Raw genomic sequence first — 26,917 nt, forward strand, 5'->3', positions numbered from 1 at the left:
GGAAATTAGCAGCCTAGAAAACAGTGTTTTTATTAAGTTCCCATTTTAAGGGTTCAGTGCCAAATACAATCAGCTTTCTTTTTTCATTTGAAATGCGTAATTAACGGAATTTTTTTCTACTAATTTCCCCTTACACTGTCCACAAACCATTTTTTCAGTATTAACTTTTCTTATCCTATTAAATTTTAAGTTACAATTAGAACATACATACGTATATCTAACTCGATCTTCGTAATTTTCTATAGCGGAGCAAAATCTTGGCGCCCCAGTTTGTGTGCTTAATATTTTAAAGTCTTTATCTTTGTGTTTATACCCTTTTCCTTGTAGATGAAGATGGTAATGACATAATTCATGTTTAATAATATCTTCAATAGCCTTTTCCCCAAACTTATTATACTGTTTAACATTAACTTCTATATTATGCGTATTTAATATATAACGGCCACCAGTGGTTCTAAGTCTTGGGTTGAAATAAGCTTTATGTTTAAAAGGTCTATTAAAATAAGATTTAGAAATAGACTCGGTCATTTGTTGTAAATTTACATTATCCATATGGATCAATCATTGTCAATGAAACTTTACCTTTTTTATCATCTATATCTAAAATCCAAACATCAACGATATCTCCTACACTCACAATATCCATCGGGTTTTTAACAAATTTCTTAGAGAGTTTTGAGATATGCACTAATCCATCTTGTTTAACACCAATATCGACAAATGCTCCAAAATCAACCACATTTCTCACAGTACCACTCAATTTCATATTAGGTGACAAATCTTCAATTGATAATACATCTGATTTTAACATAGGGGTGTCGAATTCATTCCGCGGGTCTCTATTTGGAGCAATTAATGATTTAATGATATCTTCAAGCGTTGGTTCCCCAATATTTAGTTTTGTTGCCATACTCGATAAATTTATATGATTTAAAGCTGATTTCAATTCGTCATTACCTAGATCCTCAACTTTGAAACCTATTTCCTTTAATAATTGGTAGGTTGCATCATAACTTTCAGGGTGAATGGATGTATTATCTAACGGTTCACTACCATTGATGATTCTTAAGAAACCAATACTTTGTTCGAATGTTTTAGCCCCTAATCGTTTCACTTTAGCAATATCTTTATTGTGTTTAATCGCACCATTTTCTTCTCGATAAGTAATAATATTCTGTGCGATTGTCGACGATAAGCCTGACACATATTGTAAAAGTGAACGTGACGCAGTATTTACATCAACACCTACCTGGTTAACAGCTGTTTCCACAACAAAAGTTAATGCACCTTCCAATGCTTTTTGATTTACGTCATGTTGATATTGGCCTACGCCAATTGATTTCGGGTCAATTTTCACCAACTCACTTAATGGATCTTGCACTCTTCTTCCAATAGATACTGCACTACGTTCTTCTACTTGGAAATCTGGAAATTCTGAACGAGCAACCTCGGAAGCAGAATATACTGATGCGCCAGCTTCATTTACGATAATAAATTGTGCTTTCATTTGGTGTTTTTGAATCATTGATGCTATGAATTGTTCTGTTTCTCTACTTGCCGTTCCATTACCGATAGCAATTAAATCAACATCATAATGGTTTACAAATTGAACAAACGTTTTTTCTGCCTCTTCTTTTTTATTTACTGGTGGGTGAGGGTATATCACCCCTTTTGCAATAAATGTACCAAAGGGATTGATTACAGCTAATTTACATCCTGTTCTAAACGCCGGGTCGACACCCAATATTTGTTTACCTTTCATCGGCGGTTGTAATAAAAGGTTTCTTAAGTTTTCACTAAATACATCAATAGCATGGTTTTCAGCTTTTTCTGTTAAATCTCCTCTTATTTCCCTCTCTATCGAAGGCATGATTAATCGTTTTAGACTATCCTTTATCGCGTCTCCTACAACATTTGACCCTTCATGTTGATATGTTATTTCATTTTTACGAATAAAATTCTCGATACCTTGTGTGTCCATCTCTATCTTTGCTGTTAATACTTTCTCTTTTTCACCACGATTTATCGCTAAAACTCTATGGTTGGCAATTTGTTTGATTGGTTCCGAATAATCGTAATACATAGAAAAAATTTCTTTCTCGTCATCGGCATTCTTTTTCTTTTGAGTTACTATTTTACCATGTTGGAACGTATCTTTAAGAATTTTCGTTCTATACTTAGGAGCGTCTGATACTGATTCAGCTATTATATCTTGTGCGCCTTTAATTGCTTGTGCTTTATCTGTTATTTCTTCATTTAAAAATTGCATTGCTTTTTCTTCAACTGACATATCCAATTTCGATTTTCTAAGCCATTGTGCAAACGGCTCTAAACCTTTTCTTTTTGCTTCAGTAGCTCTTGTTTTCTTTTTTTGTTTATAAGGTCTGTATAGATCTTCTACTCTTTGTAATTTGGTTTGTTTCAAAATATCGCTTTTTAACTCTGTAGTTAAAAGACCTTGTTCTTCTATATTATGTATGACTTCTTCTTTTCTTTTTTGTAGGTTAACCATGTATTGATATTCATCATCAATTTGTTTGATTTCTACTTCATCTAAACCACCAGTTTGCTCTTTACGATAACGAGCAATAAACGGTACTGTATTTTTTTCTTCAAGCAATAATAATACTGCATGAATTTGTTGGCTTGAAAATTTGTATTTTTCTTTTATAGATTGTATTAAATTACTATCCATAGTATCCTCCACTCATAAATAAAAAATTGATTTACGCTTTATTATATTCTAACATACAACGTTATCCCCTTGCCTTTTAATAATACTCAACCAAACATCAATAAAAGCAGAATCCCGGGTTTGGAATTCTGCTTTGCGAACATGCATTTTATTTATTTGCTGCTTCTTGAAGTTTCTTGATTGCTGTTCTTTGTAAACGAGATACATGCATTTGACTTAAACCTATTCGTTCACCTGTTTCCTTTTGACTTAAACCTTCAATAAATGTACATTGTATAATTTCTCTTTCACGTTCAGTTAAAATAGGAAGTATTTTCTCTAAAATCATTCGTTTTTCTGTTAAATCATAATTATCATCTTGCTGACCCATAATATCTAATAATGTAACAGTGGAGCCATCTTTATCCGCTTCAATAGAATGATCTACGCTTAATGCATTATAACTTTGTCCCATTTCCATGGCTTCAAGCACATCTTCCTCGTTTACTTCCAGCCGGTTAGCTATTTCAGCAATAGAAGGTGAACGCTCTAACTCATTAGTTAATTCATCAGTGACTTTTTTGATACGCGGTCCAATCTCTTTAATGCGTCTTGGAACATGTACACTCCACGTTTTATCACGTAAATAACGCTTTATCTCACCAATGACAGTTGGTACTAAAAAGGCTTCGAATTTTCTATCGAAAGATAGGTCGAATCGGTTAATCGCTCCAATTAAACCAACCATACCAACCTGAACGAGATCTTCGTGATGAGATTGGCCTTTTGAATACTTATAGGCCAATGATTCGATTAACTTTTTATAATGTCTAACAAGTTTATCTTGTGCATCGGTGTTTTCATTATTTTGATGCTCGAGTATCCATTGGTTTATTTGTTCAGGTGATACGTCATTAACTGATTTCGACTCTTTCGCCATTATTTCGCACCTGCTCTTTTTTAATATACTTAATCATGCTAATTGTTACACCAGAATTTTTATCTACTGTAACTTCATCCATTAAAGATTCGATTAAAAATAGTCCAAGACCTCCTTCTCTAAGAAAATCTATATTTTCATCTTCTTTATATGGTCCTAGCTTTGCTTTCGTTTCTTCGTAATTAAAGCTTTCTCCTTGGTCAGAAATTACAATTTTAATTTTATCATCAAAAATTTCAAAACAAAGGTTAATCATGCCTACCTCTGCGGCGTCATCTTTATATGCATGTTTCACTGCGTTCGTTACTGCTTCACTGACTGCGATTTTTGCATCTTCTATATCATCATATGAGGCACCAGCACGTGAAAAAACCCCTGATAATGTTAAACGTATTAAACTTACATATTCGGCTGAGGCTGGTAAGCGCATTTCAATATAATCCTGTTTAAGTTGCATGTTATTCGACCTCCGTTCCTTCATTAACATGCATCAAATCTTTCAACCCAGTTATATCAAATAATCGACTTATTCGATCTGAAGCACCTAAAATATATAATTCTTTATCATTCTGGTTTAAAGCTTTCAACGTTCCTACAAATAGTCCTAAACCAGTTGAATCCATATAACTAACATTTTCTAAATTAACATATATATCATGTGTTCCTTCTTGTCTCATCGGTACTAATACTTCTTCCAATTCAGGAACAGTATAAACATCTAATTCTCCACCTACTTTGACCTCATAATGAGTATCATGTGTTACTGTTTCAATATTCAGATTCATAAATTACACTCCTAAGCATAGTTTCATTAATAACCATTATACCCTTTAAGTTTAAAAGCTAATCTTATCTAATTGACTCTTTTTATAATTAATATTGTTAAATCGTCTCTTCTATCTGGATTTTGGATTTTTAAAATCGCCTCATATAAAAGTTGAACGATGTCTTGCGGGTGCATATGTTTATATTTTTTTATCATATTTAAAAGATAATTTTTATCTAAAAAATCACCAGCTTCATTTCTAACCTCAGTGACACCATCCGTAAATATGATAACTAAATCATCTAAATAAATAGGTATCTCTTGTTGTTTATATCTTGTTTGTTGACTTACCCCTAATACACGTCCTCTAACACTGATTTCTTCAAATTCTTCAGTTTCAGCTCTATAGACATAACCAGGTTCGTGACCAGCAGAACTACAATATAAGAGATGATTTAATTCTTCATATAAACCATAAAACATCGTCACAAACATATTTTGGTTTACGTTTTTTTCAACTACACGATTTAGCCGCTTAAGTCCATCACTTGGTAATTGCGAATGTCCATATGAATCCATTCCAAATTTAATCATACTCATCGCTAACGCAGCGGGTATACCTTTACCTATGACATCTGCAACAGCGAAACTCATCGTGCCATCTCTATGATCTATTAAATTAAAATAATCACCACTTACTTTTTGTGCTGCTACTGAGATTACACCGATTTGTATACTGTCAAATTGAGGAATGTCTGTCTTAAGCATAGTTTGCTGTAAACGAGATGCTAAGTCAATCTCTTTATCATGATATTGCAATCGATCTACAAGTCGCTGATAGTCCCTATAATTATATCCAAACCCTTTGACTACTTCTTTAAGTATATTAAAGGTTTTAGAAATTTGTTCATCATTTAAATCTAACGCTTTGACATAATTCTTATGAATTTCAACAATATCTTCTGGCAGTAAATCTTTTCTTTTTACTTCTTCTGTAAAGCTCTCGCACTTTTTTAATAAATCTGTTTCATTAACTGCATGTAAACTTTCGTCAATTAGCGCTTTATATTGATTTTTGAATTCTTTCACTCGGTATTTCCTCCTCAAAATGCAAATATAAATCGCATACATCGGTTTTAACATAAAAATGTTTTATTATATGTATGTGTTTAAAATTGTTAAACAAGCTGTACAATTTAATTTCTATTTAAAGTAAAACACCCTCGAATTATTTATTTATATCGAAAAAAGCTTTAGGATAACCTAAAGCTTTTCAACTTAAACATCCTATTCAAAGATATGTGATTACAAACGCATCATTTGTTATCTCTTTTCTATGTACAAATAATCTTATAATTAAATGCTTGTTGCATGTATAGAGAATTGATGTCTATAACTCGCTATTTTATTACGTTTATTTAAGAATTATGTTCTATGATTTCTAATATTATGTAATCCTAAGCTAATATCTATAGCATTATTTACCTCTTGCATTTTTTCATCAGATAAATATGTTAATTTCTCTTTCAATCTGTTTTTATCTAAAGTACGTATTTGCTCTAACAAAATAACAGAGTCTTTGTCGAGTTTATACTTGCTTTTTTCTATTTCTACATGTGTAGGTATTTTAGCCTTATTAATCCTACCAGTAATTGCAGCTACAATTACGGTAGGACTATATTTATTACCAGTATCATTTTGTATAATGACTACGGGTCTTATTCCCCCTTGTTCAGATCCCTGTACTGGTGATAAATCAGCTAAATAAACGTCGCCTCTTCTCATCATTCATTGTTATGCTTAGAGCTAATGTAGACTTCATTGCAATCGCAAGCTTCACATTCAAATGGAAATGCTTCCGCCGCAAGGGAGAGATTCAAGTCAGCCATTTGTGAATAGCCTTCTTTTAAAAGTTGTTCAATACTATGATTTCTGTTTTGATTAAAACTTGCCATGAATAAAGACCTCCATGTGACTAAAATAGAATATATTGAGATTTCTTGTTAGATATATAATAACAAATTTTAAATACAGTGACTATACTATTTTAGTAATTCATTAAGGATTTCTAGGTCTTGCGTTCCATAATAAATACGTGGCAACCTTCTATTCAAGCGACATAGCACTTCATAATTAATTGTTTTTTGTTGACGTGCCAACGCTTCCACAGATTGTTGACTATCCGGATGATGGTCCATTAATATCACTTTATCACCCATTTGAATTTCTTCTGGAATTTTAATAATTATTTGATCCATACATACTTTTCCGATAATTTCACATTGCTGCCCGTTCACATTTACGTGGAAACCGGACATGATTCTTGGGAAACCATCAGCATAACCAACAGGTATGATACCTATTTTAGTAGGTTCATCTGCGGTATAAATACTACCATAGCTAACGGATTCTCCTGGTTGTAAAATTTTAGTTTGCACAATTTCGCTTATCCATTGTGCGCTTGGTTTCAAATGTACTTTTACATTATCTTTTACATATTGTGAAGGATAATAGCCATATAGTGATATACCAATTCTTACTGCATTACAAAATTGGCTATCTTTCATTAAAGCACCTGCTGAATTTTGTGAATGTATATACTGTGGCTTTTCTTCTTCGTTTACAATGGATTCAAATAGCATTTGTTGTTTAATCATAGATTCTCCTGGTTCATCTGCGCAAGCGAAATGCGTAAACACACCCTCAAACACTAAATGGTCACAATTGTTAATCAACTCGATGATTTCTTTATATTCAACTACATCTTTAATACCTAACCTGCCCATGCCTGTATCAATTTTGACATGTAACCACAAGACCTTCTCATTATCTTCTGGTATTTCTTCTAATGCTTTAATTAACCATTCTTTTGAAGGCACTGTAATTGCTACACGGTGTTGTATGGCTTTATTTATGGTATATGTAGGAATTACACCCAGTACTAATATTTTAGCATCTATCCCGTGCATTCTTAATTCAATCGCTTCATCTAATGTAGCGACCGCAAAAAAATCTGCACCATTACTCATCAAATGACGTGCGATTTTCAAACTCCCTAAACCATAACTGTTTGCTTTAACTACTGGCATCACGGTTTTACTAGGATGTAATTTTTGAAAAACTTGAAAATTTGCAACGATTGCATTTAAATCTACGTTTAAATAAGTTGATCTATAATACTTATCAGACATTAAATGGAACCTCCATTTCAAAAATAAATTTGCCGATTATATATAAAACTCATTTTATAACAATTCTAAAAAAATATTCAAATCTTATATTCTAATCATTGATTAAAAACTCACTTTATTTTTCTATGATAACCTGGCTCATGGCATAATGCTCTGTATGAGAAATACTTACATGCACTTTGAATCCGTCATAATGGATACAAGGTTTGCCTCGTTCGTCATTAAAGCAATCTATTTCATTTAGCGCAATAGATTTACCAAGTCCAGTCCCTAACGCTTTACTGAAAGCTTCCTTACAAGTGAATCTACCAGCTAAAAACTCTATTTTCCGTGCTTCATTATTAAATTGGTTAAAACGCTTTTGTTCATTTATAGATAGCACCCGTTCGATAAGTTTGTCTTGCCTTTGATAAATCTTTTTGATTCTATCGATTTCTATTAAGTCTACACCGACACCATGTATCATAAGCTACTCCTAACTTTCTATGCCAAGTTACTTTAATTTATAGGGAAATGCCGTTATTGATTTTATTGCATAGAATTATTACTATTTTTAATTGCTTGTTTTAACGCATATGCTTTGTTTTTATCTATTAACTTTATCTCAGTATTACCTCCAGCTGTCGATAAAGTCAAACTCGTTAAATTATATTTTCTCATTATAATACCTTCATGTGTATCTACATTTTGAATCCGAAATAACGGTATATTTACAACATTAATAAACCACAAACCATTTCTAACAGTTACTTCTTGATTAACTAACTTATATCTAAATATTTTATATCGATAGATAGGTATGATGAGGCACCCCATGATTAAAATAATTAAGATAATGACTGTTCCAACTATCCATATCCAAAACATCATTTTAGAACTAATAAGATGTAACCACACTTGGTTCACAACAGAAACGATAGCTAAAATGATGATAAAAACTGCTACACTAATTAAAGATGAAAGTCGTATGACTGTTTTTCCAGATGGATGCATATAATTATAATCATTCATCAATATCACCCCTCAAATACCATTTCTTTAATGCTTTCACGTTTTTATCTTCACTATATTTCAATCCTATCTCTGCATTTCCAGCCGCTTTTGCAATTATAAAATTAAAATTTGCTAAGTTACTACGACTTAAAAATGGATTCTTTGTAATTTGCATACCTAATAATTTATCGTGTTTAAAATACGTATTTTTAAAGCCAAACATAGTTACATTACGTACAATCATTTCATCACCATTTAATTTGAATCCTGATGATTTTATAACAATAATGCTATGTAAAATCATTAATATAATAACGAAACTAGCGACAGCAAAAGACCAAGCAGACCAATAATATGTCGCGATTGCAGCCATAATGATTAGAACGAGCGATTCTCTCCAAAAATATCTATGACACCCACGCCAAGGCATACCAATTTCAGGTTTATCAAACATCATACTTGGAATAAGGTTTCTAATAATTTTAAAAGCTTTTTCCCTTTTAATAAATGGCAGAATCATGACATTACCTCCAAGACTTACATCATCTTTATCCGTACTTCCCATATCACTTGTAATAACAAAATGTATTGAGGTATAACCGAATAATTTTCTTAGAAATGATTGTCGCTCAACGACTGCTTGGACCCTATCAGTAGGTACAGTAATACTTTTGACGTTAAACAAACCATATTGGATATTTAACTGATTACCTTGCTGTGTCACTGTATAATTAAAATTTCTGATAATCTCGATAATTGTCCCAAAAATATAACTTAGTAGGATAACAAGTGCAACAATTATTAATACAACCATAAACGTGGCTTGAAAAACTTGAGAGAATGTATCAGTAATTAAGTGCCAAGGTATAATATCATTCAATGCTACAAATATCGGTGAAAGCGTTGCAAAAGCTACACCGATAACGCCACTCGTTAATGCCATAAATAACAATTCTTTGAAAGTTAATTTATATACATCTATAGATTGCGATTTGTCTTCAAATGTTTCCTCTTCTTCCTGATTTGTAAATGATGATTCTGTTATATTCACTTCAGGATTTTGAGCAAGGCTTTGTTGTTTTTCTTTTAACGTTTGTTGAATAAATTCACTTTGTGCTTTGGATACTGTATCTAATTCTATGCCATCACTCGGAGTTTTAATTTGCAATTTAACCCCGCCTACAATTTGATTAATAATCCCTTGTGATGTATCTAATGTTTGAATTCTACGTATATTTAATTCCTTTCTTTCCTTAGTGAAAATACCAGTAGCTAAAATAAAATGATCGTTTTCTATCCAATAGCTTGTATTGTAAACCTTTAGTATCTGAAGGATAAAAGATATTAAAAACAAAACAGTAACAATTCCAGGATATATATATGAAGTGTAATCAGAAAAGTCAAAGTTACGTAAATTAAATACTAAGAAAATAATAATTAAAATGATATTTTGTTTTAACGCCTCTATTATTCCAGTTATGTAAGATATAGGATGTAATTTTTGAGGACTATACATCATAATCAGCTCCACGTAAAAATTCTAAAATATTACTTTCAAATGATTCAACCTCTGTCGTTAAGAGAAGCGGGAAATCAACTGTGTGACCTGCAGTTTTTAACGATAGTTTGTCTAGAAATAATCTTTTTAACAGAGGATTACTTTTTCTTTCTAAAAATTGCGTACGTTCAAACTTAACAATATCATTCTTCTTAAAAAAGAAACCTGTCTTAATTTCAATATAATGGTCCATCATCCTATAAAATGTATATTGGTATTTTAACCATGGTTTTACAATTACATATAAAACATCAAATACAATAGCAGTAATAAATATATAAATCAAAAAGTGCCACCATTCATAATGATTCCATAAAAATATTAGCATCGCTATCACAGCCAAACTAACAATTAATTCAAAAACTTCTACTATGTAATAATAGCTAATGGCTTGTTTGGGACTACGCCTAAATTGTGGGTCGTTAGTCATGCTTACACTCCTTCTTAGAATTTTCAATTCATTATAACATAGCTACTATATTTGCTACATTAATGATTCAATAGCGTAAAATAAAAATTGCGTTGATTTAATATGATAAAGTCGACTGAAGGGCTTTAATACTTGGTCCACATCTTTTCTATTACAATCAATATGCCATTATTATATTCAATATTGAAATATTAATGTATGTCTCGTCTGCAACTTAAACTATATTGCTATTTGATGTATATAATAATTTAAAAATGACGTTTAATCATCCTATTCCGCGTAAAAAAATCACTCCAAAAATTGGAGTGACTAAACCTAACGTTCATATATGATAAAGTATATTATTTTTTGTGGTCTGCGAATGTGCGACCTTTCATTGATTTCTTGTTATTTCTATCTGCTGATCTATCATTTTTCTTTTTATTGTTGAATCCGCCTTTTGAACGACGGTTTTTGTTGTCAAATTTATTTCCACGTTTGTGGTTGTTGCCACCACGTCTAGGGCCTTTACTTTGGCGACCTTTACGAGATAATGGTTTTTCAAATGTAAGTTGAACATCAACTTCATCATTTGATTCTACAAGCTCTTGTAGTAAAGATGCAACTAAATCTACATCATTATATTCTTCAATTAATTCTGTAGCAATACGTTGTAATCTAGGTTCGTTCTCTCTAGACATCCATTTTTGAACCTTACCTTTAATATCATTTTCACGTGCTTTAAGCACTTCTTTACGATGAGGGGGTCTTAATGCTGTCATTTGTCGTTTGTTAGCTTGTTCGATTTGTCTGATATAATCCATTTCGATTGGGTTAACAAAAGTAATCGCTACACCTTTTTTACCAGCACGACCTGTACGTCCAATTCTATGCGTATAGCTTTCCGTATCTTGAGGGATATCAAAGTTATAAACGTGACTCACGCCAGAGATATCAAGTCCTCTTGCTGCAACATCAGTTGCAACTAATATATCTAATTGGTCGTTTTTAAATTTCTTTAATACTTCTAAACGTTTAGCTTGTGTAATGTCACCGTGTAAACCTTCAGCTTTATAGCCTTTTGAAATTAATGCACTTGTTAATTCATCAACACGACGTTTCGTACGACCAAATACAATGGCTAATTCTGGTTGATGTACATCTAAGAAGTTTGTAAAGGTATCAAATTTCTCAAGTTCTTTCACAATTGTATAATATTCATCAATTTGTGGATCTGACATCTCATTATTCATTGTTTTAACAATGACTGGTGATTTCATAAATTGTTGAACTAAAGTTTGAATTGCTTTAGGCATTGTAGCTGAAAATAGCATTGTTTGACGTTGTTCAGCTGGGATTTTATCCATGATAAATTTCATGTCATCAATAAAGCCCATATTCATCATTTCATCCGCTTCGTCTAATATAAGCGTATGAATATCATTTGTTTTTAATGTGCGACGGTTTAAATGATCAATTACACGTCCAGGTGTTCCTACAACGATTTGGGGACCTTTTTTAAGTGATTTGATTTGGCGATCTATTGGCATACCACCAAATACAGTTACTACTTGCACATTTTGTCCATTAGCAAAAGCTCTAAGCGATTCAGCTACTTGCATAGCTAACTCTCTTGTTGGTGCTAGGATTAATGATTGAACCCCTTCTCGATTCGCCACTTTTTCAATAAGTGGAATACCAAATGCGCCTGTTTTTCCTGTACCTGTTTGCGCTTGACCAAGAACATCCTTACCTTCTAAGGCAAGAGGGATACTCTCTTTTTGTATAGGAGTGGCTTCATCGAACCCCATAGATTGTAGGGTTTCTACCGTTTTATCTGAGATCCCTAATTCTTTAAAATTTTGCAATATAATTCTCCTTTATTTATCTGTATTTCTATACATATATGTTCATCTAAGTTTCTTCAACTTCTTTATAGTACCACCTCAAGTATATAATCGCAATAAACCAAATTTGTTAAAATAACATAACCCTTAACATTTATAATCATATTCTGCTCAGAAAACACTGTAATATATAGGTTGTAAGCGTTTAATTTTATTTTCTGGTATTTATTTTATCTTTCGAAAAAAAATTGTTAATTTGTTTATATAGTTAATTATTAGAATATTTATTTACAAGAAACTTCTTAATGAATACAAATAACACTTAACTTTGTGCCTTTTATTAATTAAAAAATAATTAAAACACCACAATTCACACTTAAAAAAGTGAAATAAATCGCGGTGTCCATAATAAAGTTAATGTTTATATTTTAAAACGTATGTTAATAAAGAAAGTTAAATTAACGCTTCTACCACTTCTTCTAATTGCATACCCCGTGAACCTTTAATTAAAATCTTGTCTTGGGGTTCTATATATGATTTTAGTGAGCCAATCAATTCTGATTTATCAGTAGTGTGCGCTGCATAATTTACGAATGCTTGGCCAGTATGATGAATATGACGCGCTTCTCTTCCATAAGTAAATAATGCATCAATTTGTTTATTATCTAAGAAATTACCAACCGATTCATGCATTAATTGACTATTAGGCCCTAGTTCCAGCACATCACCGAGCACGAGAATTTTTCTTCCTTCCATACTGCTGAGAGTATCGATAGCAGCTTTCATACTAGTTGGACTTGCATTATACGCATCATTTATAACCAATCTCTCCTCATTTGTATGATGTTGCTCCATTCTCATACCTGTGAGTTGAACTTGTTGTAAATTTTTAAATATAGTTTCATAATTTAAATTCAATCTTTTACCAACGGCGATAGCTATAGTTGCATTTTTCATATTGTGTTCGCCTAAAATCGGTAATTCATATTGTTCCTCATGATTGATATTAAAAATAATGCCTGTATTATCTGTTTTTTCAATACAACATACTAGGTCATTCGTTGCTGCTTTACCTATACTTAATAAATCTAAGTTCATTAATTGACTTACGTGAGGCTTTAACAAAGGCTCGTCGCCATCGTAAATAAATAGCCCTTGAGATTTGAGCCCTATCGTAATTTCAGATTTAGCTTTTGCTATACCTCCTCTTGAACCCAAATCTTGCATATGTGATTCACCAATATTAGTTATTACAGCAATGTCTGGACTTGCCAATCGACTTAAAGCTTCAATTTCATGAAAACCTGACATCCCCATTTCCAATATAGAGATTTCTGTATCTTGGTCTAATTGCAAAATTGTGAGTGGCATACCAATTTCGTTGTTATAATTACCTTGCGTCTTTTTCACTTTAAATTGAGGTTTTAATACACTTTCAATCATGTCTTTCGTTGTTGTTTTACCATTAGAACCAGTCACCGCAACCACATAAGGTTTAACAAAGGCTAAATACGCTTTTGCTAATTTCTGTAATGCTTCCAGTGTGTCATCTACCCAAATGATAGGACCAGAAATTTCACGATCCATTGCATTGTCTTTTTGATAAAATGCTGCCCCTGCGCCATCTTTTAATGCTTGAACAACATATTTATGGCCATCCACGTGTTCTCCTTTAAATGGAATAAATAAGTTTTGCTCCTCGATTTTTCTCGAATCTATAGAAACACCTTTAATTGTGTAATCTAAATAGTCATTATCAATTTCACATGGAATCCATTCTTTGATTTGTTCTAAAGTTACTTCAATCATGAATTAATCGCCTCAATCAATTTTATATTTATTTTTCTTTTTATCTTCGTGTTTTTCTTTTGCTAGTTCAATTAATCTACTAATTAATTCGGCATAACTTACCCCCATATTTTCCCATAAGCTTGGGTACATACTATAAGCAGTAAAACCTGGCATAGCATTTGTTTCATTTATAAAAATTTGATTATCATCCGTTACAAAGAAATCTGCGCGTAATAAACCAGAGCAATCTGTTGCTTTAAAAGCTTCCACAGCCATATTTCTCAAAGTCATTTTCACTTCATCATCTAAGTCTGCAGGAATATCTAATCTAATTTTTCCATCTTTGTATTTCGCTTTATAGTCATAAAATGCCACGTCTTTAACGACTTCTCCAGGCCAAGTCGTTTCTGGATAATCGTTACCTAGTACAGCTACTTCGATTTCTCGAGCATTAATACCTTGTTCAATTACTAATTTACGGTCAAATTGAAATGCTTCTTCAATACCAGTTTTCAACGCTTCTTCATTATTACATTTACTGATACCTACACTTGAACCTAGATTAGCAGGTTTAACAAAAACTGGATATTCTAATTTATCGTGCACTAATTTTAAAATATTATGTTCATATTTTTGATATTCACTTCTTAAAAAGCTTACATATGGTAACTGAGGTAACCCTCTATGTGCGAATAATTGTTTCATAACAAGTTTATCCATTGAACTTGAAGCAGCTAATACACCATTGCCGACATACGGTATATCTAATACTTCAAACAGACCTTGTATCGTACCATCCTCACCATTTGGACCATGTAATAATGGGAAAATTGCACTGTAGGCACCACCTAAGCTACCTGTACTTAATAAATGAGATATTTCTCCAGCATTAACATCTGTTAATCGTAATGTATCTATGTCATCTATAGGATTTACGATATTTTCTTTCTTTTTCCAGTCACCGTCATTTGTTATGTAAATGATGTCTACTTGATATTTATCTTTATCAATCGCATTCAAGACATTTTGTGCTGTTAATATTGAAACATCGTGTTCCGCACTTTTCCCACCATAAACGATACAAACATTTTCTTTAGCCATATTTTAGCCTCCATATAGAATTCTTAAACTACATCATATCACGATTTATAAATATTTTGCATTTGTTACGTAGTTGAAGAATGATTATTTTTTTAATTAGTATATTGAAGATTTTCAAGTATTTAAAGTGATAACTTTAATTAACCTTACAATTATATTTTTGATTTTATATACCCTACTTCTAGCAAAATAGTATAAAGTTCGGTAAAATCTATATATACTATATATATTAGAAATAATAGTTTTTCAAAGGAGTAAGAAATGAATACTTCACGTCAATCAAAAAATAATCATTGGATCCGGAAAATAGACTGGATTTTAGTAGGCATCATCATTTTATTAGCTATAATAAGTATTACATTTATTAATTCTGCAATGGGGGGCGGCCAATACAGCGCCAATTTTAGTATACGTCAAATATTATATTATGTTTTTGGAGCAATCATTGCATGTTTAATCATGTTAATTTCGCCTAAAAAACTTATGAAATATACATATTTACTTTATATTATCCTATGTGTCTCATTACTTTTATTACTTGTTATTCCAGAAACGCCAATCACACCTATCATAAACGGTGCAAAAAGCTGGTACACATTTGGCCCTATTAGTGTCCAGCCTTCTGAATTTATGAAAATAGTTATCATTTTAGCATTAGCTAAAATTGTTACAAAACACAACCAATTCACTTTTAATAAATCTTTAGAAACAGATTTCAAATTATTCTTTAAAATTATTGGTATAGCCTTTATTCCAATGGTACTTATCTTACTACAAAATGATTTAGGTACAACGCTTGTCATTTTTGCGATTATTGTTGGTGTCATGATTGTAAGTGGTATAACATGGAAAATACTAGCACCTATATTAATAGGCTCACTCGTGATAGCTTCTGGTGTCGTGTTATCAGTTATATACAAACCTTCTATTTTAGAAAATAGTTTTGGCATTCAATCCTACCAAATGAGTCGTATAAACTCTTGGCTTGACCCATATACTTATAGTAGTGGAGATGGTTTTCATCTAACTGAATCACTTAAAGCGATTGGGTCTGGACAATTATTTGGAAAAGGATTCAACCAAGGTGAGGTTTACATTCCAGAAAACCACACTGATTTTATTTTTTCGGTTGTAGGCGAAGAATTTGGGTTTATTGGGTCTGTCATTTTAATTTTGATTTTCCTAGGACTTATTTTCCATTTAGTCAGACTTGCAACTAAAATCGACTTACCATTTAGTAAATTGTTTATAATTGGATTTACTACGATGATATTATTCCACGTTTTAGAAAATATTGGGATGACGATACAGTTATTACCAATAACTGGTATACCGTTACCATTTATAAGTTATGGTGGTAGTTCATTATGGAGTTTAATGTGCGGTGTAGGTGTAATATTATCAATATATTACCACCAATCTAAACACTACACTGCTCAAACTAAAAATAAATAATCAGCTAAATAGATTGGCTCTATACTAAACAGGACTGATATAAAAATCAGTCCTGTTTTTTGGTACAAAAAAAGCGCAAAAATCTCTATAATTTAAATATCTGACCAAATAAATTAAGGAGAGATTATGCGCCTATGAATAATTCAATAGATTTTATAAGTACCCTTGATGAAATAGATGCCAACAAAGTATGTCTCAAATTAAAAATAATCTTGAAAACTTTAAAAAAATATCAATCATTTATTAATAACACACTAAAATACCCTAATATAACCAATGGTCCAATAGAAGGTATCAATAATAAAATTAAACTGATTAAAAGAATATCGTTTGGATATAGAAATTATAATAATTTGCGTAATCGTGCCTTACTAACTTCACGACTTTATGCTTCTACAATCAAAAAAGAGATTAAGCAACCTACGGTTGCCTAATCTCAAAAATTGTATCAGTCCTCTTTGACAAAGAGCCAATAGATTAAAAGGCGTTATGTAAAAAAAGATCACATTAACTCATGTAAAATGAATTAATGTGATCTTTTGAGTTAGAGCTGTCGCTCTAACACAATATGGGTAACTTACTATTTCAATTCGTTAGCGGCTTTCACAGTCGTTGGTAAAGTATGCATGACTTCTAATCTTGATTTAGTTTTCTTTATGTTTACCCCTAATGATGATAATAGTTTAACTACATTTTGAATCTTTTCGTTATCCTTACTCATATCATCACCCCTAACTTCTAGCTTCTACTATATCTTACCCCATTTATTTATGAATTACTACACATTATTGAAAATTTCTTTATATTTATTAAAAAATTCTTTCTTTTATTACTTAACTTATATAAATTTCATAATCAATTATTTTTAATATTAAACATAAATTGAGTATTGCACAAAAACCAAAAGAAATGTCGTGAATGTGTGTTTTACCTTCAAAATGATCCCCGTTTTAAAATTAGAAAAAATATAATTATAACTATACAAACGAAGATATTCATTTTAATGAAGCATAAAGTCACAAATAATTGCATAATAACAATTGCTTAGTATAAAATTTCAAAACCTAAATCATATATTTCTTTTTCTAAATTATTTAAATTTGCAGGTGTTTTAAAATCAATAAGTACTCGCTTATAATCTTTATCAACTGAAACATTGTATACACCTATAAGTTGCGCCAAATGACTTTCAATTTGAATTTTGTTTGCTTCATTTTCTATGTTTTTTATATAAATCGCTTGTGAATTCATGATACTCACCTTATCTAATCTTTCATCAATTTTTGAAAAGTAACTAACAGTTCATCCATAGCCTCTTGCTGCTCGCCCTGATTGACCTTGTCCATGATACAACTCTTCATATGATGATCTAATAGTTTTGTTGCAACGCTATTTAAAGCAGATCTTGTTGCTCTAATTTGTGTGAGTACATCATCACAGTATACATCTTCATCTATCATGCGGTTGATTGCTTTTACTTGGCCTTCGATACGATTTAATCTAGACTTTAAATTGGATTTAGTTTGTTCAGAATGGTGTGCTTTTTGCGTTTCTGTCATGATTTAACGCCTCCTTCTTATTCAATTATATATTATACCCCTCCTGGGTATTAGTCAAGTGATAAAACTAGCATTCCATGTTACAATGGTAAGGCATTTACCAATTATTAAATAATTGAATAGCCAATCGGGAGGTTTAATATGATAGATATCTTCGCTATAATGTATAACCATACAAACGTCATTATTAACGTCATTCTTATTGGAGCATTTATATTAAACCTGATCTTTGCATTTACAATCATTTTTATGGAAAGACGCTCTGCAGGTTCTGTTTGGGCATGGATATTAGTTTTAGGTCTCATACCTATATTAGGCTTTGTCGTTTATCTATTATTCGGTCGTCAAATACAAAGAGAACATATTTTTAGTTTAGATGAAGAAGATAAAGTTGGCATAGAGATGATTGTAAATGAACAACTAGAAGCCTTGAAAAACGATGATTTTTCTAAAGGCAATCATCAAATAGTGAAATTTAAAGATATGGTTCAAATGTTACTTTATAATAATGCAGCTTTCTTAACAACTGATAATGACCTAACAATTTTTGTAGATGGTAAAGAAAAATTTGATTCACTTATTGATGATATATATAACGCAAAAGATTATATACATATCCAATACTATATTTTTCGTAATGATAAATTAGGCAAACGTATCTTAACTGCATTAGAACATAAACTTGATGAAGGTGTCGAAGTTAAAATGCTCTATGATGATATGGGGTCTAGAGCTTTATCAATCAAAGATTTTAAAAATTTCAGAAAAAAAGGCGGCCTTGTAGAAGCATTCTTTCCTTCAAAATTACCACTGATTAATTTAAGAATGAATAATAGAAATCATAGAAAAATCGTTGTCATAGATGGGCATATTGGTTATATAGGTGGATTTAATGTCGGAGATGAATATTTAGGGCTAAAGAAAAAATTTGGATACTGGCGTGATACTCACCTTCGTATTGTTGGAGATGCAGTTAACGCTTTACAATTACGCTTTATGCTTGATTGGAACTCACAATCTACGCGTGATAATTTAAAATATGAAGAACGCTATTTCCCAGATGTGGATTCAGGAGGCACAACGGGTGTTCAAATCGCTTCAAGCGGGCCTGATGAAACTTGGGAACAAATAAAATATGGTTATCTAAAAATGATTGCGTCTGCAAAGCACTCAATTTTTATTCAATCTCCTTATTTTATACCAGATCAGGCATTTCTTGATGCTATCAAAATCGCAGCATTAGGTGGTGTAAATGTTAATGTTATGATACCAAACAAACCTGATCATCCGTTTGTTTATTGGGCAACATATAACAATGTAGCTTCTTTATTAGATGCAGGCGTGAATATCTTTCATTATAATAATGGATTCTTACATTCTAAAACATTAGTCATTGATGATGAAGTGGCCAGTGTAGGAACTACAAATATGGACCACCGTAGTTTTACATTAAATTTTGAAATAAATGCATTTATTTACGATCCTTATATTGCAAAGGAACTTAGATTGGCATTTGAAAAAGATTTAAATGTGTCGTACAGGCTCACCAAACCGTTATATGAGCAAAGGAGTCTATGGATTAAATTTAAAGAAGGTGTTTCCAGGCTATTATCTCCCATCTTATAAAGTAAAGGATACTGTAGCGTCAAACCTTCCTTAAATTATGTAAGATATGTCTAATAGACGATTGGAGTAAAAAAGATATTTAGAACAAGGTTTAAACCCACTACGCCTAAACTGATGTAACTATCTTAACGTTTGAAGTATTTAAATGTACGCCCTAGCTTTTGTACGCTTTTTCAAGTCATTATTATTAGAGTGGGACAACGCGAAATCATTTTAGAAAAATGTGGTTTCCCCGCTCCTTTTTTAAGTTTCCACGAATTCTTTTGGCTTGTATCAAATAAGTATGATTATCCTATTTTGAAATGGAGGACAATTTAATATGTTTGAACAAGATATACTTAATAAAGCCAACTCATATATGGAAACATTTCATTATGATGATGTTTCTGGCCATGATATTGCCCACGTTAACCGTGTTACAAAATTAGCTGAATACATTGCTTCTAACGAACAAAAAGGACACTTATTGACAATTCAATTAGCAAGTATATTACACGACACAATTGACGAAAAAATTGCAAAACCAAAAGAAGCAAAAGCACGTTTAATAATTTTTTTTGCTGAGTTGAACCTCTCTCAAACATTGCAAGAAAGTATATTACATATCATTGAAAATATGAGTTATAAAAATGGAGCAAATAATAACACTAAATTATCCATTGAAGGCCAAATTGTGCGTGACGCAGATCGATTAGACGCAATGGGAGCTATTGGCATCGCACGTACCTTCCAATTTGCCGGCCATTTTGGTGAACCAATGTGGGTAGAAAATCAGGACCATAATATTATGCAAGAAACCAATCAAAATTATAATGACTGGCCGCCTTCTGCCATTAAACATTTTTTTGAAAAATTATTGAAACTTAAAACGTTAATGCATACAAAAACTGCCAAGAACTTAGCTCAACAACGTCACGACTATATGCAAGATTTTGTACAAACGTTTTTTAAAGAGTGGTATTTTAAATACTAAATGATTATTTACTTCGTTATATGCTTCTTATAATAGCATGCAAAAAGAGCCCGAAACATAGGCTGTTTCGGGCTCTTTCTTATGATCTGGCATTATGTACCAGGTTCTCTTTATTCAAAATAAGCTGTCATCAGTTATTTCTTTTTAGATTTCTTAGATACCACTTGCGTGTTCTTACCTTTAGGTGCATTGTCAGCATCGTTTTTTTTCATTGCTTCAATCATTGGAGCAACTTCTTTTTTAGCAAGATTTGAGTAGTACATGTTCGCTACTTGCGTTTGTACTATCAAGAATGCCGCACTGACTGACCAATAAAGACCTAATGCAGAAGCTGAACTTAAAGAAATCCAAACAATCATAATAGGTGAGATAATCATCATCATATAACCCATTTGACGTTGTTCATTTGGCATACTCTTACTTGAAACAAAGGCTTGTAAGAAGTATAAAATACCAGCAATAACCGTTATCCAAATATCAGGTTGTGCTAAATTAAACCATAGGAAATTAGGATGTTCAGTAAAGCCACCGCTTGACGGATATTTTAATACAAAGAATAATCCCATGATGATTGGCATCTGAATTAAGATTGGTAAACAACCTAACATACTCTTCATCGGGTTCATATCGTATTTTTTATATACTTCCATCATTTCTTGATTTGCAGCCATTTTTTCTTCTTGCGTTCTTGAACGCTTAACTTTTTCCTGAACTGCATCAATATCCGGTTTTGCAACCTTCATTTTTTCTCGCATCATATGACTATTTTTATAGTTTGATAACATGAAAGGCAATAATACAATACGAATTGCCAGTACAAGTACCACTATTGCTAAACCATAATCATTGTTAAAACTAGTTCCTAACCAATGTATTAATTTATCCATTGGTTCTACAAACGTATTAAAGAAAAATCCATCTCTATTTTCAGGTTTAGAATAGTCACAGCCTGCTAAAAAGACCATTACACCTAATAATAAAGGTAGTAGCGCTTTCTTTTTCATTTTTCCACCTCTAATGATATATTCACATAGAATTTATTTTATCATACTCAAAGGAAAGTAGAAAACAAAAAAAGAAAGTTTTCTTCATTATTCAACAGTTTGTAAAAATTGTTGCACAGTTCCTTTAATGTTTGGGCTTTTGGCTATTGCTGAAATCACTGATATGCCGTCTGCACCGCTATTTATCACTAGTTGTGCATTTTCCGTGTTAATGCCGCCGATTGCAACGATTGGAAAATCTTGAAGTTTCGTTCTCAAATTCTGAATCATTTCAGGCCCAACTGGCGCTTTTGCATCTGATTTAGATCCAGTATTATACATTGGGCCAACACCTATATAATCAACATTCGTTAAATCAGATGATTGATATTCTTCTAAATCACTTATACTAAGCCCTATAATTTTATCTTCAAACTCCTTATCGAATGTTGCTATATTTTCATCTTTTTGACCAACATGGATACCATCTGCATCTATCATTTTCGCTAAGTCAACGTCATCATTTACAATAAATGGCACGTGATAACTTCTACATAGACTCAATAATTTTTCAGCAAGCGTGATCTTTTCACTTCCAGATAAGGAACCTTCGCCTTTTTCTCTAAATTGAAACATCGTTATACCTGATTTCAAAGCTTCGGTAACGACTTCAGTCAATGAAGTCTCATGAGGTATATCTTGACTCCCACATATAAAATATAGCTTCAAATGTTCTTTTGCAAACATGGTTACACCTCTTCTATATTACTGTATTGTTCATACGCTTCAAATGACACTTTATATAATGCATTTAAAAGTTCTACTGCAAATGAACCTGGCCCTCGATTTTGTACACTTTCTTCCGCTTTTTCTGCAGCAATATTATACAGAGAAACAGCTTCTATGAGCGCATCTATCGATGGATGTTCTGAATCAACAAAACTTGCTACCACTGCGCCTAATAAACAACCAGCGCCAGTTATTTTTGCTAATAATGAGGAACCATTAGATAATTTAAATATACGTCCTTTTTGTACAATCACGTCATCTTTTCCAGTTAATATAATTGTTGTCTTGAAGTGTTTTTGAGCTTCATTTGCGATTGCCACTGAATCTAAATTTTGGTCACTATCTGTCCCTTTCATTTTTGTATCACTGTTAACCAATGTAAATATTTCAGAGGCATTACCTTTTATGACTGCAACTTTTATTTCTTTTAAAAAGTTTGCACAAAAGTCCTTTCTATATTGTGAAGCGCCTACTGCAACAGGGTCAAATATAATAGGCGTGCCTACTTGGTTTGCAGTCTTTGCAATTTCTAAAATGTCTTTTTCTCTCTCTTTGGTTAACGTTCCAATATTAATCAACAATGCCTTGGCAGCTGTCAACATTTCATGCGCTTCTTCAGGTGCCTCACTCATTGCTGGACTTGCACCTAAACTTAACAAACCATTTGCAGTAAAGTTTTTAACTACGTCATTTGTATAACATATCACAAGTGGATTGTGTTGCCTCAGGTTTTCTAAATTATTCATCATCTAAACCAACTTCCTTCATATATGCGAAATGATTTACCGGTCCTCTACCTTGTCCAATTTCGGGCGTGTATTTAATACTTAATGAAATAAATTTTTTCGCTTTTCGGACCGCTTCATACATCGATTTCCCTTTAGCTAACTCTGCTGTAATAACCGCTGAAAAAGTACATCCTGTACCGTGCGTGTGCTTTGTTTCATACCTAGGCTCTTCAAAAGTATATACATTGTCTTTTGTAAAAAGATAATCTGTTGCTTTATTCTTATCTTCTGAATGCCCGCCTTTAATCACAACGCCTTTACTACCTATCTCATTAATAAAAATGTTGCCCGCTTGATAAATAGATGATTCATCCTTGATTGATATACCAGTAATTTCTTCCGTTTCTGGCAAATTCGGTGTTGCAACAGTAGCATGAGGTAATAAAATATTTTGCAAATTAGATTTAGCATCATCATCCATAAGTGAATCCCCGCTTTTGGCTAACATGACGGGATCAATCACGTATGGGATATCAGAATATTTTTTTAAATATTGCTGTATTAATTCCATCATTTCTTTTGATGCAATCATTCCTGTTTTCAATGCTTGTGGTAACTCGTCATTAAATATGCTTTCTAGTTGTTCTTTTAACCACTGTGTTTCTATATTATGAATATGCTGTACACCTTTTGTATTTTGAGCAACAATACTCGTAATGGCTGCCATACCATATACACCACAAGCATGAAAAGATTTCAAATCTGCCATAACCCCTGCTCCGCCAGTAGGGTCAGTTCCTGCAATCGTTAAAGCGATGCTAGGTTTATTCATATTAATCTCCTCCGTATAACCAATCTTCTTGAATATAAGACATATTAAAGAAATTACGTTCGTGTACCGTACTTTGTAAGAAACATGATTTAATTTCATTTTTTTCTTTAATAGACATATTTTCGGTTAACTGGTTCATTAAATTATCAAACACATTTACAAGTGCGTCCATTTCTTTACTATAAAATTCAAACCATCTAGCTAAAATAGAATTTTGATTTAATCCATTATCTTTTAATGCCGCTTTAGCAATCACTTGATAAACATAAGGGCACGGTGCCATAGCTGCAATTGTATATGCTGCATTTTCTTTAGCATAAGCATTGAAATACATATGCTTTATATAATGATCACCACTCGGTGGCCATACTTTTTCTTGTACGATTTCATTATAATTCTCTTGCACATGTTCTGCTAATATTTCATGTGCTTCTACTTCGCCTTCAACTATAAACTGTATTTGTTCTACTAAGAACTTAACATCTTCTAATTGGTTCATTTTAGGTATCAATAATGCATAAATATTTGCAAATTCTTTTAAGTAAGATGCATCTGCCCTTAAATAAAATTTGATTGCGTCGCTAGGAAGTGTTCCATGTAACATGTCTTGTATAAAAGGATCTTTATAAATTTTCTTTATAATTGGTTTTGAAGCTTCTTTTAATTCTTGTGAAAATAACACACTTAGCCCTCCTAAATAAAAAAACTACATCCCACGTAGGAATGTAGTTAATTAATACATAGGTCAGCGTTACTTTCCCAAAATATTAATACAATACTACTTTCCTACGTTGGTATTAACCAAATCAGGTTGTAAGGGTCTGAACTATTTCATCTCAGCCTAACGGCTCCCCTAGTAGTCTTATACTTTATAGTTTCTTAAACATAACAAATTAACTCACACATTGCAAATTCAATCAAATATGAAATCGCATATTATTTTTAATAGATTCTATATCTCGATAAGGTTAAGTCATTATTTTTATAGGTAGTTATACATGCGCTGAAGTTCATGAGTAAGAACTGGCGCTTTAGGATTTAGATATAAATATATTGGTATTTTAATCATTTACTGCAAAAAAAGAAGAGACTAGGGTATTTTAACCTAGCCTCTTCTTATTACTTAAATAATGTTATTATTTTAAATTATGCAGTTACCCATTGTGAAGCACCAGCTGTGTTGTAAAGATCCATTGCTGCTTGGTCTTGTACTGACTCTGGAGCTTCTGTTGGAGATACACCTTGATATTCTGCAGGTGCTACTGAGTCCCAAGTGCTTTGTAAGAATTGATATTTACCTGCTGCACCTGATGATGGGTTTACAGCTTTAAGATCTCCGCCTGATTCACGTTGTGCAATTGCTTGTAAATGTGAATTAACGTTTACTGATGAACCACTTGAAGCTTCATTTGAGCTTGATGATTGAGTTGAAGCTTTTGTTGTAGCTTCTTGTTTTGGTTGTTGTGTTTGTTCAGTTTGGGGCGCAGCTTGTTGAGCTGGTTGTTCAGTTGATGCTTGCTCAGTTTGTTGTGGTTGTTCTTCAGTAGTAGATTGTTCTGATGAAACGTCGCTTGAACTAGAACCTTCGCCAAAGCTCCATGACCAATTTTGGCCATCTGATTCAAAATTGAAATTTTGTCCATTATGATTAAAGTTATAGTTATATGCACCCTCTTGAACTGGAGATGCATCTAATTGTTCTGGATTAGATTGTGCTAATTGTGCTAATTGTGCTTTGTCAACGCCTTGTTCGGCTGCGTCTGCTGAGTTTCCTGCTGCGAATCCTGTAACGCCTAAACCTACTGCTAATGTTGATGCTAATACTGTTTTTTTCATTGTTAATAATTCCTCCTATAAGGTAAATAATTTTTAGTTATGATTAATTTGCAAGTACAACTATAACATCTAAAAAATAGTAGTAGGTTACAGTCAAATAAAAAAGTGTATACTTTCTTTACATGCGAGTTACATTTATCCAAAGTTATAATAGTCTAACTTTATTCTAAAAAACTGTTATGAAAGTGCTTTTGCTTAATATGGAAAATTATCCAATGTAATACACTTGTAATTTGTCTGATTATTCTGTTATATTAGATATCAATATTGGCTAAATTATGTATTAAGCTATTCCTATCTAAACGAAATAAATATTAAGTTAGAAGGAATAGCCTGATAGAAGTATAATTTAATAGTAGGATATAATGTATATTAGATTTGATGGGTTATATTAAAGGGGAGTTAGGTGTGGATGGCATTTTATACAATTTCATATATATCATTTTCTTCTAAATGGAATTCACTTATAGATGGTTCATTTGTTTCTATAGTCGGTGGTTCAAAAAATGCTTCTGCTTCCTTTTTAATACGTGGGGACATGAATTGAATGGTTTCAATAAAAAGCTCTGATACAAAGTGCATCTGTCCTTCTTTTTCAAATTTACGTGATTGCATCTGTCCTGTTATACCAACAAGTGAACCTTGGCTGATATATTTTTCAACATTATTAGCCATTTTTCCAAAAGCTTTACAAAATAAATAATCACAAACAATATTTTGATTTTTATCCTTATAATTTCTAGATACAGCTACACAAAATGTGGCTCGTTTATTCCCCTCCTTCTCATATATTTTAGGGTCCTTTGTTAGTCGCCCTACAATGACAATGCTATTAATCATACGTCACCTCCTTTATAAACTAATCA

The 26,917-nt window shown here is 32.1% G+C and carries 29 protein-coding genes, 1 pseudogene and 1 riboswitch; of the genes and pseudogenes, 4 read left to right on the top strand and 26 right to left on the bottom strand.

Going from position 1 to position 26,917, the window contains the following annotated elements; all coding sequences use genetic code 11:
• Positions 1-69 precede the first annotated feature (69 nt).
• The 16 genes from KA900_RS13205 to KA900_RS13280 form a co-directional block, all read right to left on the bottom strand.
• Complete coding sequence (locus KA900_RS13205) at positions 70-552, bottom strand: SprT family protein (protein ID WP_115342038.1); 483 nt, start codon at positions 550-552, stop codon at positions 70-72.
• Positions 545-2,695 (bottom strand): Tex family protein, encoded by a 2,151-nt coding sequence (locus KA900_RS13210; protein WP_115342037.1) that lies wholly within the window; start codon positions 2,693-2,695, stop codon positions 545-547. The genes KA900_RS13205 and KA900_RS13210 overlap by 8 nt, the downstream gene beginning before the upstream one ends.
• A gap of 148 nt (positions 2,696-2,843) precedes the next feature.
• The gene (gene sigB, locus KA900_RS13215; protein ID WP_096808819.1) at positions 2,844-3,614 is read right to left on the bottom strand and encodes an RNA polymerase sigma factor SigB; all 771 of its coding nucleotides are present in this window, start codon (positions 3,612-3,614) and stop codon (positions 2,844-2,846) included.
• Positions 3,589-4,071, bottom strand: a complete 483-nt coding sequence (gene rsbW / locus KA900_RS13220; RefSeq protein ID WP_115342036.1) for an anti-sigma B factor RsbW — start codon at positions 4,069-4,071, stop codon at positions 3,589-3,591. Before rsbW ends, sigB begins: the two co-directional genes overlap by 26 nt.
• Before the next feature lies 1 nt (position 4,072).
• A complete protein-coding gene (locus KA900_RS13225) occupies positions 4,073-4,399 on the bottom strand; it encodes an anti-sigma factor antagonist (RefSeq protein WP_096808817.1) in 327 nt (108 codons plus the stop codon).
• 68 nt (positions 4,400-4,467) lie between these two features.
• The gene (locus KA900_RS13230) at positions 4,468-5,511 is read right to left on the bottom strand and encodes a SpoIIE family protein phosphatase (RefSeq protein ID WP_242692998.1); all 1,044 of its coding nucleotides are present in this window, start codon (positions 5,509-5,511) and stop codon (positions 4,468-4,470) included.
• Positions 5,512-5,805: 294 nt separating this feature from the next.
• Entirely contained in the window at positions 5,806-6,168 is a 363-nt protein-coding gene (locus KA900_RS13235; protein WP_096808815.1) for a type II toxin-antitoxin system PemK/MazF family toxin, read from the bottom strand.
• Positions 6,165-6,335, bottom strand: coding sequence for a type II toxin-antitoxin system antitoxin MazE (mazE, locus tag KA900_RS13240; protein ID WP_096808814.1), 171 nt, complete (start codon positions 6,333-6,335; stop codon positions 6,165-6,167). The genes KA900_RS13235 and mazE overlap by 4 nt, the downstream gene beginning before the upstream one ends.
• Before the next feature lie 87 nt (positions 6,336-6,422).
• Positions 6,423-7,571: an alanine racemase gene (gene alr, locus KA900_RS13245; RefSeq protein WP_210139761.1), complete on the bottom strand. Its 1,149-nt coding sequence runs from the start codon at positions 7,569-7,571 to the stop codon at positions 6,423-6,425.
• Positions 7,572-7,686: 115 nt separating this feature from the next.
• Entirely contained in the window at positions 7,687-8,037 is a 351-nt protein-coding gene (gene acpS / locus KA900_RS13250) for a holo-ACP synthase (protein WP_096808812.1), read from the bottom strand.
• 62 nt (positions 8,038-8,099) lie between these two features.
• Positions 8,100-8,582 (bottom strand): PH domain-containing protein, encoded by a 483-nt coding sequence (locus KA900_RS13255; RefSeq protein WP_108909235.1) that lies wholly within the window; start codon positions 8,580-8,582, stop codon positions 8,100-8,102.
• Positions 8,575-10,080 (bottom strand): PH domain-containing protein, encoded by a 1,506-nt coding sequence (locus KA900_RS13260; RefSeq protein ID WP_115342035.1) that lies wholly within the window; start codon positions 10,078-10,080, stop codon positions 8,575-8,577. The genes KA900_RS13255 and KA900_RS13260 overlap by 8 nt, the downstream gene beginning before the upstream one ends.
• Positions 10,073-10,552: a PH domain-containing protein gene (locus KA900_RS13265; RefSeq protein ID WP_115342034.1), complete on the bottom strand. Its 480-nt coding sequence runs from the start codon at positions 10,550-10,552 to the stop codon at positions 10,073-10,075. The genes KA900_RS13260 and KA900_RS13265 overlap by 8 nt, the downstream gene beginning before the upstream one ends.
• 341 nt (positions 10,553-10,893) lie before the next feature.
• Positions 10,894-12,399, bottom strand: coding sequence for a degradosome RNA helicase CshA (cshA, locus tag KA900_RS13270; RefSeq protein ID WP_096808808.1), 1,506 nt, complete (start codon positions 12,397-12,399; stop codon positions 10,894-10,896).
• 432 nt (positions 12,400-12,831) lie between these two features.
• Positions 12,832-14,187, bottom strand: coding sequence for a UDP-N-acetylmuramoyl-tripeptide--D-alanyl-D-alanine ligase (locus tag KA900_RS13275; protein WP_115342033.1), 1,356 nt, complete (start codon positions 14,185-14,187; stop codon positions 12,832-12,834).
• 12 nt (positions 14,188-14,199) lie between these two features.
• The gene (locus tag KA900_RS13280) at positions 14,200-15,270 is read right to left on the bottom strand and encodes a D-alanine--D-alanine ligase (RefSeq protein ID WP_096808806.1); all 1,071 of its coding nucleotides are present in this window, start codon (positions 15,268-15,270) and stop codon (positions 14,200-14,202) included.
• 261 nt (positions 15,271-15,531) lie between these two features.
• Here KA900_RS13280 and KA900_RS13285 point away from each other — a divergent pair, with 261 nt between their 5' ends.
• Both KA900_RS13285 and KA900_RS13290 read left to right on the top strand, forming a co-directional pair.
• On the top strand, positions 15,532-16,725 hold the full coding sequence (locus KA900_RS13285) for an FtsW/RodA/SpoVE family cell cycle protein (RefSeq protein ID WP_096808805.1): 1,194 nt from the start codon (positions 15,532-15,534) through the stop codon (positions 16,723-16,725).
• A gap of 212 nt (positions 16,726-16,937) precedes the next feature.
• Positions 16,938-17,159 (top strand): annotated as a pseudogene (locus tag KA900_RS13290) (transposase); the annotation flags it as partial.
• 146 nt (positions 17,160-17,305) lie between these two features.
• Here KA900_RS13290 and KA900_RS13295 read toward each other — a convergent pair.
• The 3 genes from KA900_RS13295 to csoR form a co-directional block, all read right to left on the bottom strand.
• Positions 17,306-17,446: an Lmo0850 family protein gene (locus KA900_RS13295; protein WP_002482742.1), complete on the bottom strand. Its 141-nt coding sequence runs from the start codon at positions 17,444-17,446 to the stop codon at positions 17,306-17,308.
• 323 nt (positions 17,447-17,769) lie between these two features.
• Complete coding sequence (csoZ, locus tag KA900_RS13300; RefSeq protein WP_096808803.1) at positions 17,770-17,976, bottom strand: putative copper chaperone CsoZ; 207 nt, start codon at positions 17,974-17,976, stop codon at positions 17,770-17,772.
• A gap of 14 nt (positions 17,977-17,990) precedes the next feature.
• The gene (gene csoR, locus KA900_RS13305; protein WP_103372588.1) at positions 17,991-18,284 is read right to left on the bottom strand and encodes a copper-sensing transcriptional repressor CsoR; all 294 of its coding nucleotides are present in this window, start codon (positions 18,282-18,284) and stop codon (positions 17,991-17,993) included.
• Positions 18,285-18,425: 141 nt separating this feature from the next.
• Between csoR and cls the strand changes: the two genes are divergently transcribed.
• Both cls and KA900_RS13315 read left to right on the top strand, forming a co-directional pair.
• On the top strand, positions 18,426-19,910 hold the full coding sequence (gene cls / locus KA900_RS13310) for a cardiolipin synthase (RefSeq protein WP_096808801.1): 1,485 nt from the start codon (positions 18,426-18,428) through the stop codon (positions 19,908-19,910).
• Between the two features lie 319 nt (positions 19,911-20,229).
• Positions 20,230-20,883 carry an HD domain-containing protein gene (locus KA900_RS13315; RefSeq protein ID WP_210139762.1) on the top strand — a complete coding sequence of 218 codons (654 nt, stop codon included), beginning with the start codon at positions 20,230-20,232 and terminating at the stop codon, positions 20,881-20,883.
• A gap of 134 nt (positions 20,884-21,017) precedes the next feature.
• Here KA900_RS13315 and yidC read toward each other — a convergent pair whose 3' ends face one another.
• The 7 genes from yidC to KA900_RS13350 all read right to left on the bottom strand — a co-directional run bounded on the left by yidC (position 21,018) and on the right by KA900_RS13350 (position 26,891).
• Positions 21,018-21,887, bottom strand: a complete 870-nt coding sequence (gene yidC, locus KA900_RS13320; protein WP_107644184.1) for a membrane protein insertase YidC — start codon at positions 21,885-21,887, stop codon at positions 21,018-21,020.
• A gap of 87 nt (positions 21,888-21,974) precedes the next feature.
• Complete coding sequence (gene thiE, locus KA900_RS13325) at positions 21,975-22,613, bottom strand: thiamine phosphate synthase (protein ID WP_107644183.1); 639 nt, start codon at positions 22,611-22,613, stop codon at positions 21,975-21,977.
• Positions 22,614-22,615: 2 nt separating this feature from the next.
• Positions 22,616-23,401, bottom strand: coding sequence for a hydroxyethylthiazole kinase (gene thiM / locus KA900_RS13330; RefSeq protein ID WP_210139763.1), 786 nt, complete (start codon positions 23,399-23,401; stop codon positions 22,616-22,618).
• Positions 23,394-24,215, bottom strand: a complete 822-nt coding sequence (thiD, locus tag KA900_RS13335) for a bifunctional hydroxymethylpyrimidine kinase/phosphomethylpyrimidine kinase (RefSeq protein WP_096808797.1) — start codon at positions 24,213-24,215, stop codon at positions 23,394-23,396. The genes thiM and thiD overlap by 8 nt, the downstream gene beginning before the upstream one ends.
• A gap of 1 nt (position 24,216) precedes the next feature.
• The gene (tenA, locus tag KA900_RS13340) at positions 24,217-24,897 is read right to left on the bottom strand and encodes a thiaminase II (protein ID WP_115342032.1); all 681 of its coding nucleotides are present in this window, start codon (positions 24,895-24,897) and stop codon (positions 24,217-24,219) included.
• 84 nt (positions 24,898-24,981) lie between these two features.
• Positions 24,982-25,080: riboswitch (TPP riboswitch) on the bottom strand.
• Between the two features lie 281 nt (positions 25,081-25,361).
• Positions 25,362-26,051, bottom strand: a complete 690-nt coding sequence (locus KA900_RS13345; protein ID WP_115342031.1) for a transglycosylase family protein — start codon at positions 26,049-26,051, stop codon at positions 25,362-25,364.
• Between the two features lie 420 nt (positions 26,052-26,471).
• The gene (locus tag KA900_RS13350; RefSeq protein WP_096808794.1) at positions 26,472-26,891 is read right to left on the bottom strand and encodes a single-stranded DNA-binding protein; all 420 of its coding nucleotides are present in this window, start codon (positions 26,889-26,891) and stop codon (positions 26,472-26,474) included.
• Positions 26,892-26,917 lie beyond the last annotated feature (26 nt).

This window comes from Staphylococcus sp. GDY8P120P (assembly GCF_017892065.1).
Taxonomy (GTDB): domain Bacteria; phylum Bacillota; class Bacilli; order Staphylococcales; family Staphylococcaceae; genus Staphylococcus; species Staphylococcus nepalensis.

What these genes read in the sequence shown, in the direction of transcription:
- KA900_RS13205 (WP_115342038.1), bottom strand. Translation starts at nt 552, where the DNA reads ATGGATAATGTAAATTTACAACAAATGACCGAGTCTATTTCTAAATCT.
- KA900_RS13210 (WP_115342037.1), bottom strand. Translation starts at nt 2,695, where the DNA reads ATGGATAGTAATTTAATACAATCTATAAAAGAAAAATACAAATTTTCA.
- sigB (WP_096808819.1), bottom strand. Translation starts at nt 3,614, where the DNA reads ATGGCGAAAGAGTCGAAATCAGTTAATGACGTATCACCTGAACAAATA.
- rsbW (WP_115342036.1), bottom strand. Translation starts at nt 4,071, where the DNA reads ATGCAACTTAAACAGGATTATATTGAAATGCGCTTACCAGCCTCAGCC.
- KA900_RS13225 (WP_096808817.1), bottom strand. Translation starts at nt 4,399, where the DNA reads ATGAATCTGAATATTGAAACAGTAACACATGATACTCATTATGAGGTC.
- KA900_RS13230 (WP_242692998.1), bottom strand. Translation starts at nt 5,511, where the DNA reads ATGTATGCGATTTATATTTGCATTTTGAGGAGGAAATACCGAGTGAAA.
- KA900_RS13235 (WP_096808815.1), bottom strand. Translation starts at nt 6,168, where the DNA reads ATGATGAGAAGAGGCGACGTTTATTTAGCTGATTTATCACCAGTACAG.
- mazE (WP_096808814.1), bottom strand. Translation starts at nt 6,335, where the DNA reads ATGGCAAGTTTTAATCAAAACAGAAATCATAGTATTGAACAACTTTTA.
- alr (WP_210139761.1), bottom strand. Translation starts at nt 7,571, where the DNA reads ATGTCTGATAAGTATTATAGATCAACTTATTTAAACGTAGATTTAAAT.
- acpS (WP_096808812.1), bottom strand. Translation starts at nt 8,037, where the DNA reads ATGATACATGGTGTCGGTGTAGACTTAATAGAAATCGATAGAATCAAA.
- KA900_RS13255 (WP_108909235.1), bottom strand. Translation starts at nt 8,582, where the DNA reads ATGAATGATTATAATTATATGCATCCATCTGGAAAAACAGTCATACGA.
- KA900_RS13260 (WP_115342035.1), bottom strand. Translation starts at nt 10,080, where the DNA reads ATGTATAGTCCTCAAAAATTACATCCTATATCTTACATAACTGGAATA.
- KA900_RS13265 (WP_115342034.1), bottom strand. Translation starts at nt 10,552, where the DNA reads ATGACTAACGACCCACAATTTAGGCGTAGTCCCAAACAAGCCATTAGC.
- KA900_RS13275 (WP_115342033.1), bottom strand. Translation starts at nt 14,187, where the DNA reads ATGATTGAAGTAACTTTAGAACAAATCAAAGAATGGATTCCATGTGAA.
- KA900_RS13280 (WP_096808806.1), bottom strand. Translation starts at nt 15,270, where the DNA reads ATGGCTAAAGAAAATGTTTGTATCGTTTATGGTGGGAAAAGTGCGGAA.
- KA900_RS13285 (WP_096808805.1), top strand. Translation starts at nt 15,532, where the DNA reads ATGAATACTTCACGTCAATCAAAAAATAATCATTGGATCCGGAAAATA.
- KA900_RS13295 (WP_002482742.1), bottom strand. Translation starts at nt 17,446, where the DNA reads ATGAGTAAGGATAACGAAAAGATTCAAAATGTAGTTAAACTATTATCA.
- csoZ (WP_096808803.1), bottom strand. Translation starts at nt 17,976, where the DNA reads ATGAATTCACAAGCGATTTATATAAAAAACATAGAAAATGAAGCAAAC.
- csoR (WP_103372588.1), bottom strand. Translation starts at nt 18,284, where the DNA reads ATGACAGAAACGCAAAAAGCACACCATTCTGAACAAACTAAATCCAAT.
- cls (WP_096808801.1), top strand. Translation starts at nt 18,426, where the DNA reads ATGATAGATATCTTCGCTATAATGTATAACCATACAAACGTCATTATT.
- KA900_RS13315 (WP_210139762.1), top strand. Translation starts at nt 20,230, where the DNA reads ATGTTTGAACAAGATATACTTAATAAAGCCAACTCATATATGGAAACA.
- yidC (WP_107644184.1), bottom strand. Translation starts at nt 21,887, where the DNA reads ATGAAAAAGAAAGCGCTACTACCTTTATTATTAGGTGTAATGGTCTTT.
- thiE (WP_107644183.1), bottom strand. Translation starts at nt 22,613, where the DNA reads ATGTTTGCAAAAGAACATTTGAAGCTATATTTTATATGTGGGAGTCAA.
- thiM (WP_210139763.1), bottom strand. Translation starts at nt 23,401, where the DNA reads ATGAATAATTTAGAAAACCTGAGGCAACACAATCCACTTGTGATATGT.
- thiD (WP_096808797.1), bottom strand. Translation starts at nt 24,215, where the DNA reads ATGAATAAACCTAGCATCGCTTTAACGATTGCAGGAACTGACCCTACT.
- KA900_RS13345 (WP_115342031.1), bottom strand. Translation starts at nt 26,051, where the DNA reads ATGAAAAAAACAGTATTAGCATCAACATTAGCAGTAGGTTTAGGCGTT.
- KA900_RS13350 (WP_096808794.1), bottom strand. Translation starts at nt 26,891, where the DNA reads ATGATTAATAGCATTGTCATTGTAGGGCGACTAACAAAGGACCCTAAA.